Here is a 17,254-nt window from a genome sequence, read left to right on the forward strand (position 1 = left end):
CCAATTGTTACAAATTCCAAATGATATATTTTCAGGAATTAATGAACTCTTTTGCGAAGAGAGGTAAAATGGAAATTAGATCAGGATGGGAAAGAGGTTTTATCTGTGCAAGGTCCAGCAAACAAAAATTATGGCTTTCTATTGTTAATATTGGCGAATATGATTTGGGGAGGAAACTTTGTTATTGGCAGATTGGGAGTTGAGTATTTCCCGCCGCTGCTTTTTTCTTTATTCAGATGGCTGATTGCATTTATGATTCTTACTCCTTTTATGGTAAAGCCGCTTAAAAAGGATTGGAAAATTCTTTGGCAGCATAAACCTGTCCTTTTGCTTTTGGCAGTGACAGGGGTGGCAGGCTATAATACGATTATTTATTTTGCCCTGCAATACACAACCTCTATAAATGCATCAGTAGTAAATAGTACAACTCCTTTATTCATAGCAATCTTCGCTATTTTTATTTTGAAAGAAAAACTCTCATTTCAGCAGATTACCGGAATTATTTTATCTGTAATCGGAATTTCGTTCATCATTTCAAGGGGTTCGATTGATTCTTTCCTTTCTTGGAGCATAAATACGGGAGACCTTTTTGTTTTAACTGCCGTATTTTTGTGGGCTTTGTATTCAGTTATTGGGAAAAAATATTCGGGCATATTGCCTGCGCTTTCGACTTTTTATGTGACTTCATTTCTTGGTATTTTGATATTGGCGCCTTTAAGTTTGATTGAATACAGGCTTTCTGGTATAGGACCGGCCTTCTCGGCTTTTTCGGTTGGGATTCTGCTTTATGTTGGCTTTATGGCCTCCATTGTCGCATTTTTATCATGGAATTATGGAGTTTCAATAATTGGAGCTTCTAAAGCGGGGGTTTTTCTAAATCTTTTACCTGTTTTTGCAACTGCTTTTGCAGTTCTTTTCACAGCTGAATCTCTATACCATTACCAAGTTATAGGCGGAGTTATCGTTATTTTTGGTGTATTGCTTTCATCCAATATTTCTTTCGGAGTTTGGAAAAGAAATATAAAGCAAAACAGTATTTCCCCGTATAAGGCCCAATAAAAAAACTCCTCGCTATTGCGGGGAGTTTTCTCTCTATATTATTACCAATCCTGGGTTCTCTCAAGTAAAATATCGATTTCAACTTGTCTGATCATATAGCCAAGATCTTCTTCTGCAATTTCTGATGTGGATTCCAAAATCTGATCAATATCCATTTGCACCAATCTCATAACCAGACCTCCTATTTTAATATTCGTTCAACATATACAGGGTTTATGTATATTTTCTCTTTCCTTTTATACTATTCGTGCCGCTCTCAACCGGTGTGGGGGTACCTCAAAAAGTTTTTTCTTAGCCTAATTACCCACATTCATTCTTTAGTAAACCTATGTGTCCAAAAACTTTCATGTGATCAAAATGAATGATTAATCCCTATTTGTCACACACCCTTTCCTGTTTAAATAATATATAGTGACTGAAGTTTAAAAAAACTTTTACAGGGAATAGTTTCATCAACTATCACTCTTGCTAGAAGGTGTTTATAATGGAAGCCAATTTTAATGATTTTGCAAAAGTTTTGGAAGCTGCTCTTGATAAGGGGCAATCAGAGAGTCAAATTACGATTCATGAGTTAGTAGATGATATAAAAAACCAGCTGGAGCCATTAATAAATAAAAAAGAAATCGGCTGAATGGCCGATTTCTTTTTTATTACTTGCTAATAAACATCTGAGTCCAGTAAGATCCGTTCTCTGTATATCCAACTCCAATATGAGTGAATGTGCCATTCAGAATATTTTTTCTATGCCCTTCACTGTTCATCCATGCCTGAACGACTTGTTGTGGTGTCTGCTGTCCCATTGCAATATTTTCTCCGGCGCTGCTGTAGTTGACGCCAAAGTCTCTCATCATGTCAAATGGTGAACCATAAGTTGGGCTCGTATGGGAAAAGTAATTCTTTTGCTGCATATCATTTGATTTTGCCTGTGCCACATTACTTAATGGATTACTTGCCTTTAAGGCTGAAAGTCCATTTTTTGAACGTTCTGCATTCGTTAACTCAATTACTTGTGCTTCAAAATTATTGATTTCGTCACCCTGTGCAGCAGGCGCCTGGTTTGTTTCCTCTCGCGTCTCTGGTGCTGCCGGCTGCTGTCCGCCAATTCCTCCCTGGCCGAACGGCTGATTAAATTGGTCAGTTCCAGGCTGGGCTGGAGTCATTCCCTGATTTTGCTGATCTTCCTCTCCAAACTGGAAAAATGGAATACCGCCATCATTGGTTAACTCACTGTGGGGGAATTCCTGGCTTGGCATACCTGTGCTGTAGGAATTCGGGTCAATGGTCAGATAGCCATTATTCACTCTTTGCAATTCAAGAGGAGTCGCTCCCCTTCTTTCTCTTTCCACATTCACATTATTTGTATTGCTTATTTCCTCCAATTCATTGCCTGTCAAATTTCCATTATCCGTCCCTTGCTCGGCATTATTATTACATGCTGCAAGCAAAAGAACGAAAAATACGCCTAACAAAAAGTTTCTGTTAAAAAGTATCTTCATCTTTAGCTGATCTCCTTTAAAATAAATTTACTTTCTTATAATGCGGATTAATGAGGAAAGTATGGTTGGAAATATAGAGAAAAAGTCGAATCTGCCTTATGGGAACTTCCTGAATTTCAAAGCATATTTTGTTGGTAAGGGAACAAATGAGGAGTGATACCTTTGAGGCAATATATCATAACAGGAATGAATGGCGGAGTTTCTTATCAAGGCTTTCCAGCGATGTCTTATGGGCTTTGGTACCAGCCCGTGCACCAGGGATACCCGTTTCACAGCATTTGGGATCCCAGCCATTTTCATGCTCATCATCAGCACTATTCTTCCCCTGTGTGGCAAGGACGGTATTGAGTGCATAAAAAAACGCATGTTACAGAAAATAACATGCGTTTTTTATATACGGTTTATCACAAAAAAAGCAATATGATCATGATCAAAGATGGGATTCCATAATATAAAGCATTTTTCCCGAGAACCTCTTTGTCTTGCCTGTCTTCCCAAGTTTTATAAACTGAATTTTGCTCACTATACCATTCACCGTTGTTTTTCATTTTCTTCCTTCCTTTCTAAAAGGATTTATTATTCAATACCCTTTTTAGAGAGGATTAAAAGTGAAATTCTTCTTTTAGCCTGCGGCCCTTTGGATTGCTGAAATAGCTTTTTCAATATCGTTTTTCGAAACATCATAATGGGTTACAAAACGGACGGAAGTAGGCCCAAATGTGCCTGCAAGAACCCCTTCTGCTTTAATTTTCTCAACGAATTGGGAAGAATCGATATGAAGGTCTTTAACATCAGCCACAACAATATTGGTATCCACTTGATTGATGATGTGAATTCCATTAATTTGGCTTAGCTGTTCGGCAAGATATTGAGCGTTTTCATGATCCTCGTATAAGCGTTCTCTCATTTGTGATAATGCTACAAGTCCAGGAGCAGCTATGATCCCTGACTGGCGAAGCCCCCCTCCAAGCCTTTTACGCCACTTCCTTGCAGAAGCAATAAACTCCCTGTTCCCTGCAAGAATAGAGCCAACTGGTGCACCTAATCCTTTGGATAAACACACTTGAACAGTATCACAATATTGAGTGAGTTCTTTCGCTGGCAGATTTAATGCTGCTGCGGCATTAAATAGTCTTGCCCCATCAATATGTACAGGTATGTTATTTTCTTTAGAGATTTTATGTATTTCCTTCATATTTTCAACCGGAACTGCAGCACCGCCTGCTCTATTATGGGTATTTTCAAGGCAAATCAGGCCCGTCTCTGGATAGTGCTGATCTTCTCCTCTTATGGCATACTTCACTTCAGCGGGGTCCATTGCACCTCTATCACCCCTGATTGTCCTTGTCTGGACACCTCCAAATGCAGATGCAGCGCCGGATTCATAATAAAATATATGGCTTTCTGCTTCAAGAATGATTTCGTTACCTGGACGGCAATGCGTCAAAATCGCTATCTGATTTCCCTGTGTGCCGCTTGTAACAAATAAGGCAGCTTCTTTTCCCAAAATTTCAGCAGCGGTTTCTTCCAATTTATTTATAGTTGGATCCTCGCCATACACATCGTCTCCTACATCAGCTTTATAAGCGGCTTTTCTCATTTCCTCTGTTGGTTTTGTTACTGTATCACTTCGTAAGTCGATCATATCCTCACCCTGCCATTCATTTTTTAGTCCATGTTACTTCACTATTCTGTATTTTTCAATAAAAAAGGGTGTTCATGAACATAAAACTTATAGTTGATTTCGGCAATTTATTCTTTGAGCGAAATCTACGGACAATGTTAACGGAGCAAAAGAAAATAAGAGTCCTTAAGGAAGGCCTCTTATTTTTGCTTATTCAAGAAATATAAAAACCAGACGGCATGGTTCTGTTCATCCCCTGCTGCCCTTTTAAAAACTTCTTTAATGGTTGGATCTGATGTCTGCTCAGCTATATCCAAATAAAAATCCACAGTATCTTGTTCGTCATTAAATGAAAAATCCAAACCTTCCTTATAGGTGTTCGGGCAATCTTCTGTCATTTGGGCTTGGTGCTGCTGGCCGGTCAGGTTCATATAAATTTGACTGAATTGCTGAAAGTGCTTAATCTCATCTTGTCTGATTTCTAAGATTTGGTCTTTTTCTTTTTGGTTAGAAGCCATTTCAGAAAGCTTTTGATAACATTGAACAGCACCATATTCACCGTTGATGGCCTTTGCAATATCTGCTGCCATTTTATCATTCTGGCGACCATTCATGCTGCCCTGATAGTAATAATATGGATACATAACTCAAACCTCCCTGGGCGGAATTTATTATCTATCCTATGGTTTTTTCTTAAAACAGGTGCCTGAATAAATGATATCGTTTTCTTTTCATCTTTAAAAAAATGTTCAAAATTTGTTCAAAAATACATTTTTCCTATCAAACCCTTGTTGTAAATGTACTTTGACAATAATAATTAGCTTGCTTATTGCTTACATTTATTTCCTTCTAACATTTGTCACAACTTATCGTTTTTCTCTATGTTATTATCATTTACACAGTGATAACTAGGTTTAATAAAGGTTTTGTCTGTTCAGGTTTTTCATCAATATATTTTTTTGACAGATTTGTGAAAAACCGCACATTATTTGTGAATTATTTAACAATAGTTGTCTTTAACAAAAGGAGATGAAAATCAGATGAAGAAATTTCTGCTCTCTTTAACAGCCTTATTGCCCCTGTTTGTTCTCAGCGGCTGCAATATGGTTGTGTTTGAACCGCAGGGCCCTGTTGCAAGAAGCATTACTGATTTAATAAACTGGTCCCTGATCTGGATGCTTCTCGTAGTTGTAGTCGTATTTGGATTATTCGGCTACATCGTTTGGAAATACCGTGAACGTCCTGAAAATATGGACTATGAACCACCAGAGGAGCATGGCAGCACACTTTTGGAAATTATTTGGACAGGAATACCAATCCTAATTGTTATTGCCTTGACAATCCCTACAGTTAAAACCCTTTATGCTCTTGAAGAAGTGCCTAAAGGATATGAAGAAAAAGAGCCTATTACCATACATGTTACATCTGCTGACTGGAAATGGATTTTCAGTTATCCGGAAGAAGGAATTGAAACTGTTAACTATGTCAATATTCCGGAAGATACTCCTGTTTTATTTAAGATGACTTCTGCCAGCACGATGCAATCCTTCTGGGTTCCTGCCCTGGGCGGACAGAAATATACAATGCCAAAAATGGAAACAGAGCTGTATCTTGTGGCAGATAATCCTGGATCCTATGAGGGGCAGAATACGAACTTTAATGGACGCGGCTATGCGGATATGAAATTTGAAGTACTTGCACAAACCCATGATGAATTTGACCAATGGATTGAAGATGTAAAAAAGACAGCTCCAAAGTTAACAGAATCTGAATATGAGGACTTGCTAAAACCTACCCATATGGGAAGATTGACATTCTCAAATACTCATTTAGATTGGGTGAACCATGCAGACCCCAATTCCAAGTCATATACCAACCCAGAGTTATACAGAGGCCATGGATATCAAGGAAAAGTATTTGAAGAACAGGATAATTATAAAAGCAATGAAGCTAATGTGATCGAAAATCATGGACAGACTGGACATGATGAAAGCGAAGATAACCATGGAGGTGACCATAATGGACATTAAATGGGATGAATTTTTTATTACTGGAGATCCCCTTATACTAGGTTCACAGATTGCTATTCTTTTAACTATGATTGGCGCAGTGGCCGGGATCACGTATTTGAAAAAATGGAAATACCTTTGGACAGAGTGGTTTACCACTGTTGATCATAAAAGAATTGGAATTATGTATATCATTTCTGCCGTTTTAATGTTTTTCCGCGGCGGAATGGATGGATTGCTAATGAAAGCCCAAACAGCACGACCTGAAATGGGATTTCTCGATTCACAGCATTATAATGAAATTTTCACAACCCATGGCGTAATTATGATCCTTTTCATGGCGATGCCGTTTTTGATTGGATTAATGAACGTTGTGATTCCGCTGCAAATTGGTGCGCGTGATGTCGCGTTCCCTCAGCTTAACGCATTAAGCTTTTGGCTGTTTTTCAGCGGTGCTATGCTGTTTAATATTTCGTTTGTTATTGGCGGTTCTCCTGATGCTGGCTGGACATCCTACTTCCCTCTTGCCGGAAAGGAATTCAGTCCGGGAATCGGAAATAACTATTACGCAGTCGCCCTGCAAATTGCCGGTATTGGTACATTAATGACAGGGATTAACTTCATTGTTACGATTTTAAAAATGAGAACAAAAGGCATGACACTAATGAAAATGCCGATGTTCACATGGACGACTTTTGTTACGTCAATCCTTATAGTGGCAGCATTTCCGATCTTTACGGTTGCTTTGGCGCTGATGACGTTTGACCGTCTTTATGGAACACACTTCTTTACTGTGTCCGGCGGCGGAATGGATATGCTATGGGCCAATCTATTTTGGTTATGGGGACATCCTGAAGTTTATATTGTGGCACTTCCAGCATTCGGGATTTTCTCTGAAGTTATTGCGACATTTTCTCGCAAATCTCTTTTTGGATATAAATCGATGGTCTTTTCCATCCTTGGCATTGCACTTTTAAGTATGGTGGTTTGGGTCCACCATTTCTACACAATGGGCTCAGGGCCTGCTGTTAACTCCTTCTTCTCGATCACAACGATGGCCATTGCCATCCCGACTGGAGTTAAAATGTTTAACTGGCTGTTCACCATGCGGAAAGGCCGCATTAAAATTACTTCCGCCATGCTGTGGGCACTGGCTTTTGTACCGAACTTTGTTATTGGCGGTGTAACAGGCGTCATGCTGGCGATGGGTGCAGCAGATTACCAGTATCACAACACATTATTCCTTGTAGCCCACTTCCATTACGTGTTGATTCCAGGTGTGGTGTTTGCGGTATTCGCTGCACTATACTACTGGTGGCCAAAAATGTTCGGCTTTATGCTTAACGAAAGAATTGGAAAATGGCATTTCTGGCTATTTGTGATTGGCTTTAATCTCACGTTCATGCCCATGTTCTTCCTTGGCTTAAACGGAGCAGTACGCCGAGCATACACTTATTCTGCAGAGTCAGGATTTGCTCCGCTATTTGGTCTATCAGCTATTGGTTCTATTATTTTGGCAGCTGGATTTGCTGTATTCTGCTACAACATTTACTGGAGCGTCCGCTATGCTCAGAGAAATATCTCGAGCGATCCATGGGATGCAAGAACACTGGAATGGTCAACTGCGTCACCTGTTCAATTTTATAACTTTGCGAAGCTGCCGGAAGTTAAGACATTGGATCCTTTCTGGCACATGAAGAAAAACAACGAAGGTTTGACGCTGCATGACAGTGAAATTGAAGAGATTCATATGCCAAGCAATTCATGGGTACCGATTTATATGGGCGTTATCTTTGGAATGGCCGGCTTCTTCCTGGTATTTGAATGGCATATTGCTGCTGCTGTTGCCGCAATCGGCATTCTTGCAGGATTACTCATTCGTTCATTCGATTACAATGAAGGCTTCCATGTGAAAAAAGATGAGATTCACAGAATTGAAAATGCCTGGAGAAAGACTGAAGGAGAGGTGCACGATCATGTCAGTTAATCTTGATAGGTCATTGCCGCTTGAATACCAAACTGAGCAAGACAAGATGAATATTCTTGGTTTCTGGGTATTCCTTGGAGCAGAAATCGTCCTATTTGCTACCCTTTTCGGAGTGTATGGCGTTCTGTACGAACGTTTTGCTGGAGGGCCGACTCATAAAGATATTTTTGTGATAAAGGACGTCATGATTCAAACGATCCTCCTTTTAACGAGCAGCTTCACAATGGGAATCGCCATCTTTGAAATGCGGCGTAATAACTTAAAAGGCCTTATTACTTGGCTTGTGCTCACCCTTGCTCTTGGTGCCGGCTTCCTATTCATGGAGGTTAATGAGTTCATTCACTATGTCCATGAAGGTGCAACGATGCAGACAAGCGCGTTTCTTTCCAGCTTATTCGTCTTGTTAGGAACACATGGGGCGCACGTGACTCTCGGAATTGGCTGGGCCATCATGGTCATCCTTCAATTACTGAAAAGAGGTCTTACTCCAACGACAGCAAGGAAAACTTTTATTATCGGTCTATATTGGCACTTTCTTGATGTTGTTTGGATCTTTATTTTTACATTTGTGTATTTGAAAGGATTGGTGGCATAAATGGAAAAGCAGGCGAAAAGCTTCCCTATTAGCCATGTCATTGGATTCGTTGCCTCCCTTGTACTTACATTTGCAGCAGCAGGCATTGCTTTAAAAACGAATCTTTCTTTTAAAGTGATCATGTGGATTATCGGCTCACTGGCTGTTGTCCAGGCAGGCATGCAGCTGTTCATGTTCATGCATTTGCGTGAAGGCGAAGACGGAAAAACAAATTTAATCAATATGATTTATGCTGTGTTTATGGTTATTGTTGTTGTCGTAGGTTCTATATGGGTTTTGACAGCTGGGCACGCAGCCCATTAATACAGAATAAAACCGGTCTCCATATTGGAGGCCGGTTTTATTTATATTGTCTTATTCCTTTACTTCCTTCTGTCATTTCCTCCATCACATGAATAAATATTCCGAACCCAAAAATCAGCATAGATGAAACCATTATACTTAAGCCTATAGATAGAATATACTCACCTTTGATACCGCTTACAAAAAAACTGCTTATAAATACTGCAAATCCAAGAATTAGGCCAGATGCAGTTAGATTTCTAAAAAAACGCAAGACCCTCTGCTGTTTTTCATTCATTTTTGCTCATCCCCTTTTTACTAAATATTCTAACTTTGTTCACAAAAATGTCAAACTTTTTTTGTCACAAATTTGTCACAGTTTTCGCCGAAAGAAAAAACGTCTTGCCATTTTGGCAAAAACGCTAGTTTCTTCTATTGATATAGCTTCTTAATTTGTTCCAGATCTTTTTTTAAGCTGCAAATTTCCTGGCGTGTCAGCATCAGAGGCATTTGGTCATATAATGTAATGATTTGTCCATCCTCATCATCTTCATGAAGTGATAAGTATCGGTACAAATTTTCACACTGTACTTTATTAAGGACTGATTGGGTGTTGAAGTTTTTAACTTTATGAATTTCAAAAGCACTGGCTTCCGCGTCATATACACCAGAGATAATGCTTCCTTGCAATGAATTAGACAAGGTAATCACTCTCCTTTTTGAGTAATATACCCAATTTTCAGGAGTTCGTTACCCACATCATTAAAAAACCTCTTCGGATGGATGATCCAAAGAGGTTTATCGTTAAGAAGCCCGTTTGTTTACTGTGATGCTGCCATCCGCTTTTCTAAGAACTAATCTTGGCGCCGATGAAATTAATAATACCGCCACGATGGAACATAATATGGCTGCTCCCAGCATGGTTGCGCCATTTGCCAGGAAGGAAAACAGAACAGGTGACATTCCCTCTGGTGCATAGCTTCCGAAAAAGAGAACACCTGCAATAAAATGCCAGAAATAGCGGGCGAAGCTTCCAGCAAAAATGGCTAACACAATCCAGCCAAGTGCCTTTTTCTTGTTTTCATTGCGCAATTGTTTTTGGATTGGAAGATAAAACAAACCAGCAAATCCTATAAAAGCAAAAGCAATAAAATACTCTATAAAAGCCTGCAGTGGTGTAGCAATCCATGCATCTCCCATCGCAATCTGCAATATGCCCCATAATAAGCCTGCTATAAAGCTTACTTTAAAGCCCCATCTGAATGCCAGTATAAAAATCGGAATCATGGCAGCAGAGATAGATATTGATGGCGAAAGTTTAATAGATGGCAGAAAATCCAGGATAATGGCAAAAGCTGCGAAAAAGGATGCCTCGATCATCGCTGCCAAGCTTAATTTTTTCATAAAAAAATCCCCCTTCAAAAGTATGACGATACCCCAAAGGAGAACAAGCAGGCAGAGTGATTCCTTCTGCCTTTTATTCCACATTCCTGCGCTAGCATTAACTAACAGGTTCAAAGGGTCAGAACACCAATGTGTTCACTCTCAGCAAAAATGCTCCCCTTGTGGTAACGTTATCAAATTATTCCATTTTATTATATATTATTTTCTAATCTATGGAAAGGGTTTATTTACCTTCCTCAAATAGCTCTTGCTCATCCCATTTGCCATACCGGTAATAAAGGAAAGCGATCACACTGCTAATGGCAAAGCTGACTCCCATGCCTGCAGCGATGCCCTTCTCCCCCATAAATTTTGAAAAAAGATAGGTCAAAGGATAGCGCAGAACCCAAAAAGAAATGATGTTAAGTACCAGCACCTGAAACATTGCTCCAGAAGCCCTTACTATCCCATTTAGGATAAAATTAATACCAAGCAATGGATAAAAAAATGCTATCATTTTTAAATAATCGGTTCCATATTCAAGCGCTTCTTTTTCCTGGATAAACAGGCTTACTCCATATTCAGCCATCAATACCGTTATCAGTGCGATGACAAGCATAAATACAAGATTATAAATCACTCCGAAAAGAGCAATTTTATGAACGCGATCCCATTTATTACTGCCAATATTCTGCCCTGCCATACTGTTTACAGCAGTCCCCAAAGCCATAGCCGGGAGCATAATGATGCTGTCTATCCGCTGTGCTGCACCAAATCCGGCAACCACATCTCCCCCAAACGATGTGACAACACTCATAATGGCCATCACCCCAGCTGAAATAACGGTCATTTGCAGACCAGATGGAATGCCAAGCTTGAAAATGAATGCTGCCTCTTCCTTCTGCGGCCATGAAGGCATGGTGAATGGTGCCAGATTTTTGCGGAGAATAAGCGCCATGCCGGCCAGAAAAGCAATTCCCTGTGAAACAATGGTTGCATACGCAGCCCCTTCTATTCCAAGATTAAATATCCAAATGAAAAGCGGATCCAAAATTGCATTCAGAATCACCGCAATGAACACAAAGTATAATGGAGTTTTACTGTCTCCCAAAGCACGAAGCACAGTGCCGATAAAATTATAGCCAAATAAAAATAGAATGCCGAGAAAGTTAATTTGCAGATAAGCTGCTGCGTCTGGAATTATTCCCGCAGGAGTCCCCATGAAGACCAATATTTTTTCGGAAAATAAAAATCCTGCCAAGCCGAGTCCTATGGATAGGACTGTTAAAATCACGACGAAGGCATTTAAATATCTCTTAAGCCCCTTTTCATTGTCTCCTCCCTTTTGCTGAGACAAAATGGTCAAAGTAGCATTGTTAATGCCAATAATAAAGGAAAGCACAGTAAAAATAACAGTCCCTGAAACCGCTATGGCTCCCAAAGCATTAGCTCCAAGCAAATTTCCGACCCACAAACTGTCAATAAATTGATAGGAAACCTGCAGCAAATTTGTCAGCATGATGGGTGCTGAAAAAATAAGGAGCTGTTTAAATATATTCCCTTTCGTAAAATCCTGCTGGCTGTTCATCCCCTACACCTTTTTCTATTTATAAAGTAATAAGTTCTATTATCAATGATTTTCCTTTTAACTTCCAATCATATGAATTTAAAACGCAAAACGGCGTTTGGATAGCTTTTCCTACTTTCGAGATAAAATAAATTTGTTTTGGGAATCTCAAAAATAAGATTGTTTGGGCCCGGATCATACTTGGAATGGTGCTAGTCTGATTGTGTGCATTCCCTTTTGTCACATATCTTTCACAAATAAGCATCTTTTAAGGCCTGTTATAGCACACTTTAGCGGCCAAAATATTATTTTTCCATAATTTACAACGTTTAAAAAGTGTAAAAGCCTATAAATAACTTTTCTTTTTCCTTATAATGAGAATATGTTCAATAAGGAGGGAATTAGTTGAAATCACGTTTACAGAAACCTTCGACGATTGTTTCGCTTTTATTGGTGGTCACGGTGATTTTGGCAGCGGTTATTTGGACCGTACAAACAGGAAATAAGGAAGTGACAGTCCCGTTTTCTTCTGTGGAAAAGCTTATTGCCTCCCAGGATGGAAAGACTGTTGCAATACAGGAATATAAAAACGGCAAACTACTAATTACTGCCCCTGATGGAGAGTATATTTCACATGTGCCTCCTAACAGTGAAATGGTTGATAAATTAGTAGAAACCTATAATATACAATATACTTTCGCAACAACAGGCCCGTATACGCCTTGGATTCTTGGCGGATTGGTCTTATTATTCATAGCCATCGGAATTTACTTATTTAAATCTGGAAAAGGCGGAATGGGCGCTACAAATACCATGAAGCAAAGTGTTTCAAAGCCAAAGCCCCTTCCTTCCATTTCACTTGAAGATGTGGGCGGCATCCAGGAAGAAATGAAAGAGGAAATCATGCAGACTCTTTCTATTTTAAAAGAGCCTGAACGCTCGCTGAAAATGGGGATTAAACCCCCGAAGGGCATTCTTTTATACGGACCTCCCGGAACGGGTAAAACATTGCTTGCACAGGCAATTGCCAAGGAACTTGGCGCAACGTTCTTCTCAACCAGCGGTTCCGGCTTTAATGAATTATTTGTCGGTGTGGGAGCTTCCCGTGTAAGAAATCTTTTCCAAAATGCAAGAAAGTATGCACCTGCTGTTGTGTTTATCGATGAAGTGGATGCACTGGCAGGCCGAAGAAAGCAGCATGGCGGAGAAGAAAGTGAAAAAACATTAACCGAACTTCTTGTCCAGCTTGATGGCGGGCATTCCAATGACGGGATTTTGTTTATCGCAGCAACAAACCGAAAGGATATGCTGGACGAAGCATTCCTTCGTCCTGGCCGAATTGACTTCTCTTTCAATGTCCCGCTTCCTGATACAAAGGGCCGAAGAGAGATTATCAACATTCATACGAAAAATAGATTGCTGGCTGAAGATGTCATGACGACTCTTGGTGATTTAGCTGAAAGCACTTCAGGCTTCTCTGGCGCAGACCTTCATTCACTATTTGAAACTGCAAGCCGAAGAGCTGTACGAAATGGCCAGGAAATTATCTCGAAAGAAGATTTGGATTATGCGCTTGACCGTACAATCCTTGGTACCACTACCCGTGCTCTTCAGGATGCAGGAACCAAACAGCGCGTAGCGATTCATGAAGCTGGCCACGCTTTGATTGCAGCTTTGACCAAGCCGGGGTCAGTGCGTAAGGCAACAATCATTCCACGTGGTGAAGCCCTTGGATATGTTGCTCCTATACAAAAGGAACTTCATCTTTCCACAACCAGCGAGCTGCTTGATCAAGTAGCCATGATTCTTGCAGGCGGTGTAGCCGAAAGATTGATTCTCGGTGAGCACAGCATTGGTGTCAGCGGCGATGTTAAGCAAGCTAAGCATATTATCGAGCAAATGGTCGATACAGGTCTGCTGGATAACGGCTTCGAGCTTACTTTTAATAAAGGACAAAAAGAAGCTAAGATGCAGGATCTATTCCAAAAAGCGCTGGAAAGATGCGAACTGTTAATTGCAAACCATCAGCCGCAATTTGAAAATCTTGTAGAAGCTCTTCTTGAAAAAGAGACTTTGGAAGGTACAGAGGTTCAGGAGATTGTGGGAGAATTAAATGTTGATATGGTTATAGCTTAAAAGTGAAGCCGGCCCTGAATGGGGCCGGCTTTGTTATTTGTATGGGGTATATGTTTCGCTGACTGAGATTATTGCAATGGTTCATTTATAGCGGGTGCTTTTTTACATTAATGTGACCTCTTTCTTTGATGGATTGTTCCCATTATAGTTAGTGAGATTAACGACGAAATAGTCTGCTCCCTCTTAGATATGGTAGTTAATCATTGGGATTAACGACGAAACTGTCTGCTCTTCCTTGGAAATGGTAGTTAATTATTGGGATTAACGACGAAATTGTCTGCTCTCCCTTGGATATGGTAGTTAATCATTGGGATTAACGACGAAATTGCCTGCTTTCCCTTGGGTATGGTAGTTATTCAGTGACATTAACAACGAAACTGCAATCTTCCCCTATGCGATGGTAGTTAATTATCATCTTTTATAATAAATTATTCGAACTAGTTTCCTTGTTCTCAGCTTTTGTTCTGCAATCGGCCGGTAAATCCGTATTTTGGCCGGTATTTCTTTCCAATCGGCCGGTAAATGCGCTGTTTTGGCCGGTATTTCTCTATAATTGGCCGGTAAAACTGCTGATTTGACCGGTATTTATATCTTATCCGCAAAGAGCAGCCTTTTTAGCAAAAAAATCAAAGCCCCAGCCTGAAAGTTTGTTTTGGCTGGGGCTTTTTCAGTTATTTGATTGTTATTTTAGCAGAATTATAGTTGTTTCCCTTTTCAACCGGGTTGTAATTTTTTTCGATATTGCCGGCTGCGTCTACGGAGAACCAGTTGATGGTTGTTGTGTTTTCAATTTTAAGCTTTTCTGCTTGCTCACGGGTTCCGCTCAGCTGCAGTTTATTGGATTCAAAAGTTGGCCTGGTTCCATCCAGTGTGTAGTAGATGCTGGCTGGTTCGCTTGTTTGGAACTCAACATTTACTGGTCCATTAAAGGTTCCTTTGCCAGGCACAGCCTTTGTGGACGGAGACTGTTTATCCTTAAATTGGTTATAGGCAACCTCAATCAATCCGATAAGGCCATTGGCAAATTCCATTGCTTCTTCATGGCCTTCTTCAAAGTCCGGCTGGAATCCAACTGCTCTCCATCGATCTTCTTCTTCATCCCATAAATCGGCCCCAACTTCAAAGTTCCATGCGTAGATTCCTTTTTCATACCATAAATAATCAGCTGAATTGCCGGCTGCTGAGTATAATACATCTGGAATTGGGCCTGTACGGCTTGGTAAAATAACAGTGCCGCGGTGATCCTGAATTTCATTTAAAATATGATCAGATGCTGCCCAATAGAAGGCTTCCTCACCTGCAGTCGGTCTTGGGAGTGTCGTGCGGTTTGCATCATAGGCACCTGGCGACCACATGAAATAACCGCCGTAGCTATGGATATTCATCGCAAATTTAATATTCGGGTTTTGATCTGCCAGCCAAACTAGATTTTGTGCTTCAGGCTCAGATGTTTCTTCAGGACCGGCATATGTGGTGCTCGTACAGTTTGTAGTACTGGCTCCAATAAAACCATCGAACGCGGAACCGACTGAATGGTTACGGTTCAAGTCCACTCCCCAGCTATTTCGGCGCTCTGGGTCAGATGCCGTTGGACCGCAGTGGTTGGTCATGTTTTTCCGCTGCATATTATAATCATAGAAGCTGTAATGGGCTCCATCCGGATTCGCAGATGGAACCAGGAAAATGTCCAGGTTATCTACTAACTTTCTTGTTTCTCCATCATGAGCATAGTTACGAAGCAAACGTTCCGCCGTTTCTATTGTAACCAGCGGAGTCACCCATTCACGAGCATGCTCTTGTGCATAGCCAAGCACACCAGGCTTTGAACCGTCCCGATGCTTTCCAATTCGAATGGCTTTTACAGTGAATGGATCTCGTGAGATTTTTCCCGGAGCTTTAAGGTTATCGGTTAACTGGGCTTCTGTTGGATCAACATTTCCCAATCCACTATTCCCTCTGTATGTAGTGGCAGTTACCAGATTGCTTGCCTGGGAATTAATTGCTGCTGCGACCTCTCTTGCAGCGCTTACGGAATTCCCGTTAGAATCGGTCGCTAATTCCACAATAATCCGTTTCTCTTCAACTATTACATTAAGAGGAGAATGGGTGTCACCTGTATTTCTGAATTCTACAGAAATATCGTTTCCGCCCTCATGCCCCCACGCTTTTGATGTCATTACCACACTGTTATCCGTCATACTGCCAAGGATCGCCTGTGCATTCCTGCGGTAACCGTTTGTTTTATTCGGCATTTCAATAATTTCAACTAAATCAGGAAATTCCGCTGCCAATTTTTCTGCCCGCTCGTAAAGTTCGGTAGGATCCATATAATGGTCTACAAAGTCTTTTACATAATGCTTTTTCGGATTTCCAGGCTTATCATCGCCAAGCCATTCTGTTACAGACTGGCTTGCTGTACCGCCCAGATTGCTTTCAATTTTTACTTGATTCGGTATCTGATCTATAGGCAAAAGCAAATAGTGGTATAGATACTCCCCCATATCTACCTTCCTGCTGAGTGCAGCAGTTTTCTCAACACCATCCTCTGCCCAGTGCGCAGTCAAAGCGGTGCTTGATGTTTCTCCTGCATTAGACTTCGCTTCAAGGTATAAAAATGTGCCGGATTGATTCGTGAAATGATTGGCTCTCAAAATAGTAATCTGATCCTCAGCAGCCGTGATTGAATTCTCCTGCTGCTGTGCCTGTCTGCGTTCCTCCGTTCTTTCCTTCCATTGTTTTTCATTGATTAAAGTTTCTTTCACTTTAATCCCATGAGTTTCTAAAAGAGCGATTTCTGTCGGCGTTACAACAGCATCAGCCTCAATAACACCATCATGCTCGTGGATCCGGTGAGTCAAATCAATGCCCAATTCCTGCAATTTATCCATTGCCTGCTTATTCGGCACCTCAAGCTGGACGACAGATACAGATTCTTCAACTGGCAATGGCTGTCCATCCTGTTGAACAGCAGCGGTTGGTGTGCTAAAGGATGGGTATACCGTGGAGAAACCCAGCCCGGAAATTGCAGTCAAGACGACTAGACCGCTTTTCCACTTCTTATTCTTTGACAAAAAACATGCACCTCCTATTTTTCTGTTGGCTGTTTTCGCAAAGTT

At 40.6% G+C, this 17,254-nt stretch carries 16 protein-coding genes, 1 pseudogene and 1 riboswitch; of the genes and pseudogenes, 7 read left to right on the forward strand and 10 right to left on the reverse strand.

The annotated features are described in order from the left end of the window. The first annotated feature begins 105 nt into the window (after window positions 1-105). Window positions 106-1,059, forward strand: a complete 954-nt coding sequence (locus tag J7I93_RS11270) for a DMT family transporter (RefSeq protein WP_214988493.1) — start codon at window positions 106-108, stop codon at window positions 1,057-1,059. A 41-nt stretch (window positions 1,060-1,100) separates the two neighbouring features. Here J7I93_RS11270 and J7I93_RS25405 read toward each other — a convergent pair whose 3' ends face one another. Further along, window positions 1,101-1,229: a hypothetical protein gene (locus J7I93_RS25405; RefSeq protein ID WP_258309119.1), complete on the reverse strand. Its 129-nt coding sequence runs from the start codon at window positions 1,227-1,229 to the stop codon at window positions 1,101-1,103. 314 nt (window positions 1,230-1,543) lie between these two features. Between J7I93_RS25405 and J7I93_RS11275 the strand changes: the two genes are divergently transcribed. Beyond that, window positions 1,544-1,690, forward strand: a complete 147-nt coding sequence (locus J7I93_RS11275; protein WP_214725955.1) for a YwzD family small protein — start codon at window positions 1,544-1,546, stop codon at window positions 1,688-1,690. A 19-nt stretch (window positions 1,691-1,709) separates the two neighbouring features. Here J7I93_RS11275 and J7I93_RS25530 read toward each other — a convergent pair. From J7I93_RS25530 to J7I93_RS11295, 4 genes and pseudogenes are all read right to left on the reverse strand, one after another. After that, window positions 1,710-2,078, reverse strand: a pseudogene (locus tag J7I93_RS25530) (CAP domain-containing protein); the annotation flags it as partial. Between the two features lie 881 nt (window positions 2,079-2,959). Beyond that, window positions 2,960-3,103 (reverse strand): hypothetical protein, encoded by a 144-nt coding sequence (locus tag J7I93_RS11285; protein WP_214725957.1) that lies wholly within the window; start codon window positions 3,101-3,103, stop codon window positions 2,960-2,962. 74 nt (window positions 3,104-3,177) lie between these two features. Beyond that, window positions 3,178-4,200 carry a low-specificity L-threonine aldolase gene (ltaE, locus tag J7I93_RS11290; RefSeq protein ID WP_214725958.1) on the reverse strand — a complete coding sequence of 341 codons (1,023 nt, stop codon included), beginning with the start codon at window positions 4,198-4,200 and terminating at the stop codon, window positions 3,178-3,180. Between the two features lie 179 nt (window positions 4,201-4,379). Continuing rightward, window positions 4,380-4,823, reverse strand: a complete 444-nt coding sequence (locus tag J7I93_RS11295; RefSeq protein WP_214725959.1) for a ferritin-like domain-containing protein — start codon at window positions 4,821-4,823, stop codon at window positions 4,380-4,382. A gap of 396 nt (window positions 4,824-5,219) precedes the next feature. Here J7I93_RS11295 and qoxA point away from each other — a divergent pair, with 396 nt between their 5' ends. From qoxA to qoxD, 4 genes are read left to right on the forward strand one after another with little or no spacing between them, the layout of a single operon-like run. After that, window positions 5,220-6,209, forward strand: a complete 990-nt coding sequence (gene qoxA, locus J7I93_RS11300) for a cytochrome aa3 quinol oxidase subunit II (protein WP_214725960.1) — start codon at window positions 5,220-5,222, stop codon at window positions 6,207-6,209. Beyond that, complete coding sequence (qoxB, locus tag J7I93_RS11305; protein WP_214725961.1) at window positions 6,199-8,175, forward strand: cytochrome aa3 quinol oxidase subunit I; 1,977 nt, start codon at window positions 6,199-6,201, stop codon at window positions 8,173-8,175. Before qoxA ends, qoxB begins: the two co-directional genes overlap by 11 nt. Continuing rightward, complete coding sequence (gene qoxC, locus J7I93_RS11310; RefSeq protein WP_214725962.1) at window positions 8,165-8,770, forward strand: cytochrome aa3 quinol oxidase subunit III; 606 nt, start codon at window positions 8,165-8,167, stop codon at window positions 8,768-8,770. The genes qoxB and qoxC overlap by 11 nt, the downstream gene beginning before the upstream one ends. Then, window positions 8,771-9,073: a cytochrome aa3 quinol oxidase subunit IV gene (gene qoxD / locus J7I93_RS11315; RefSeq protein ID WP_214725963.1), complete on the forward strand. Its 303-nt coding sequence runs from the start codon at window positions 8,771-8,773 to the stop codon at window positions 9,071-9,073. A gap of 37 nt (window positions 9,074-9,110) precedes the next feature. On the opposite strand, the gene J7I93_RS11320 is transcribed toward qoxD, so the two are convergent. The 4 genes from J7I93_RS11320 to J7I93_RS11335 all read right to left on the reverse strand — a co-directional run bounded on the left by J7I93_RS11320 (window position 9,111) and on the right by J7I93_RS11335 (window position 12,023). Further along, a complete protein-coding gene (locus tag J7I93_RS11320; protein WP_214725964.1) occupies window positions 9,111-9,350 on the reverse strand; it encodes a hypothetical protein in 240 nt (79 codons plus the stop codon). 134 nt (window positions 9,351-9,484) lie between these two features. Continuing rightward, window positions 9,485-9,754 carry a hypothetical protein gene (locus J7I93_RS11325; RefSeq protein WP_214725965.1) on the reverse strand — a complete coding sequence of 90 codons (270 nt, stop codon included), beginning with the start codon at window positions 9,752-9,754 and terminating at the stop codon, window positions 9,485-9,487. A gap of 102 nt (window positions 9,755-9,856) precedes the next feature. Next, the gene (gene thiT / locus J7I93_RS11330; RefSeq protein WP_214725966.1) at window positions 9,857-10,456 is read right to left on the reverse strand and encodes an energy-coupled thiamine transporter ThiT; all 600 of its coding nucleotides are present in this window, start codon (window positions 10,454-10,456) and stop codon (window positions 9,857-9,859) included. 66 nt (window positions 10,457-10,522) lie between these two features. Beyond that, window positions 10,523-10,626, reverse strand: a riboswitch (TPP riboswitch). Window positions 10,627-10,679: 53 nt separating this feature from the next. After that, entirely contained in the window at window positions 10,680-12,023 is a 1,344-nt protein-coding gene (locus J7I93_RS11335; protein WP_214725967.1) for an MATE family efflux transporter, read from the reverse strand. 384 nt (window positions 12,024-12,407) lie between these two features. On the opposite strand from J7I93_RS11335, the gene J7I93_RS11340 reads away from it, so the two are divergent. Beyond that, the gene (locus J7I93_RS11340) at window positions 12,408-14,138 is read left to right on the forward strand and encodes an AAA family ATPase (RefSeq protein ID WP_214725968.1); all 1,731 of its coding nucleotides are present in this window, start codon (window positions 12,408-12,410) and stop codon (window positions 14,136-14,138) included. Window positions 14,139-14,809: 671 nt separating this feature from the next. On the opposite strand, the gene J7I93_RS11345 is transcribed toward J7I93_RS11340, so the two are convergent. Next, the gene (locus tag J7I93_RS11345; protein ID WP_214725969.1) at window positions 14,810-17,209 is read right to left on the reverse strand and encodes a M14 family metallopeptidase; all 2,400 of its coding nucleotides are present in this window, start codon (window positions 17,207-17,209) and stop codon (window positions 14,810-14,812) included. Between the last annotated feature and the right edge of the window lie 45 nt (window positions 17,210-17,254).

Origin of the sequence: Bacillus sp. ISL-47 (assembly GCF_018613175.1) — a bacterium.
GTDB lineage: Bacteria > Bacillota > Bacilli > Bacillales > Cytobacillaceae > Cytobacillus.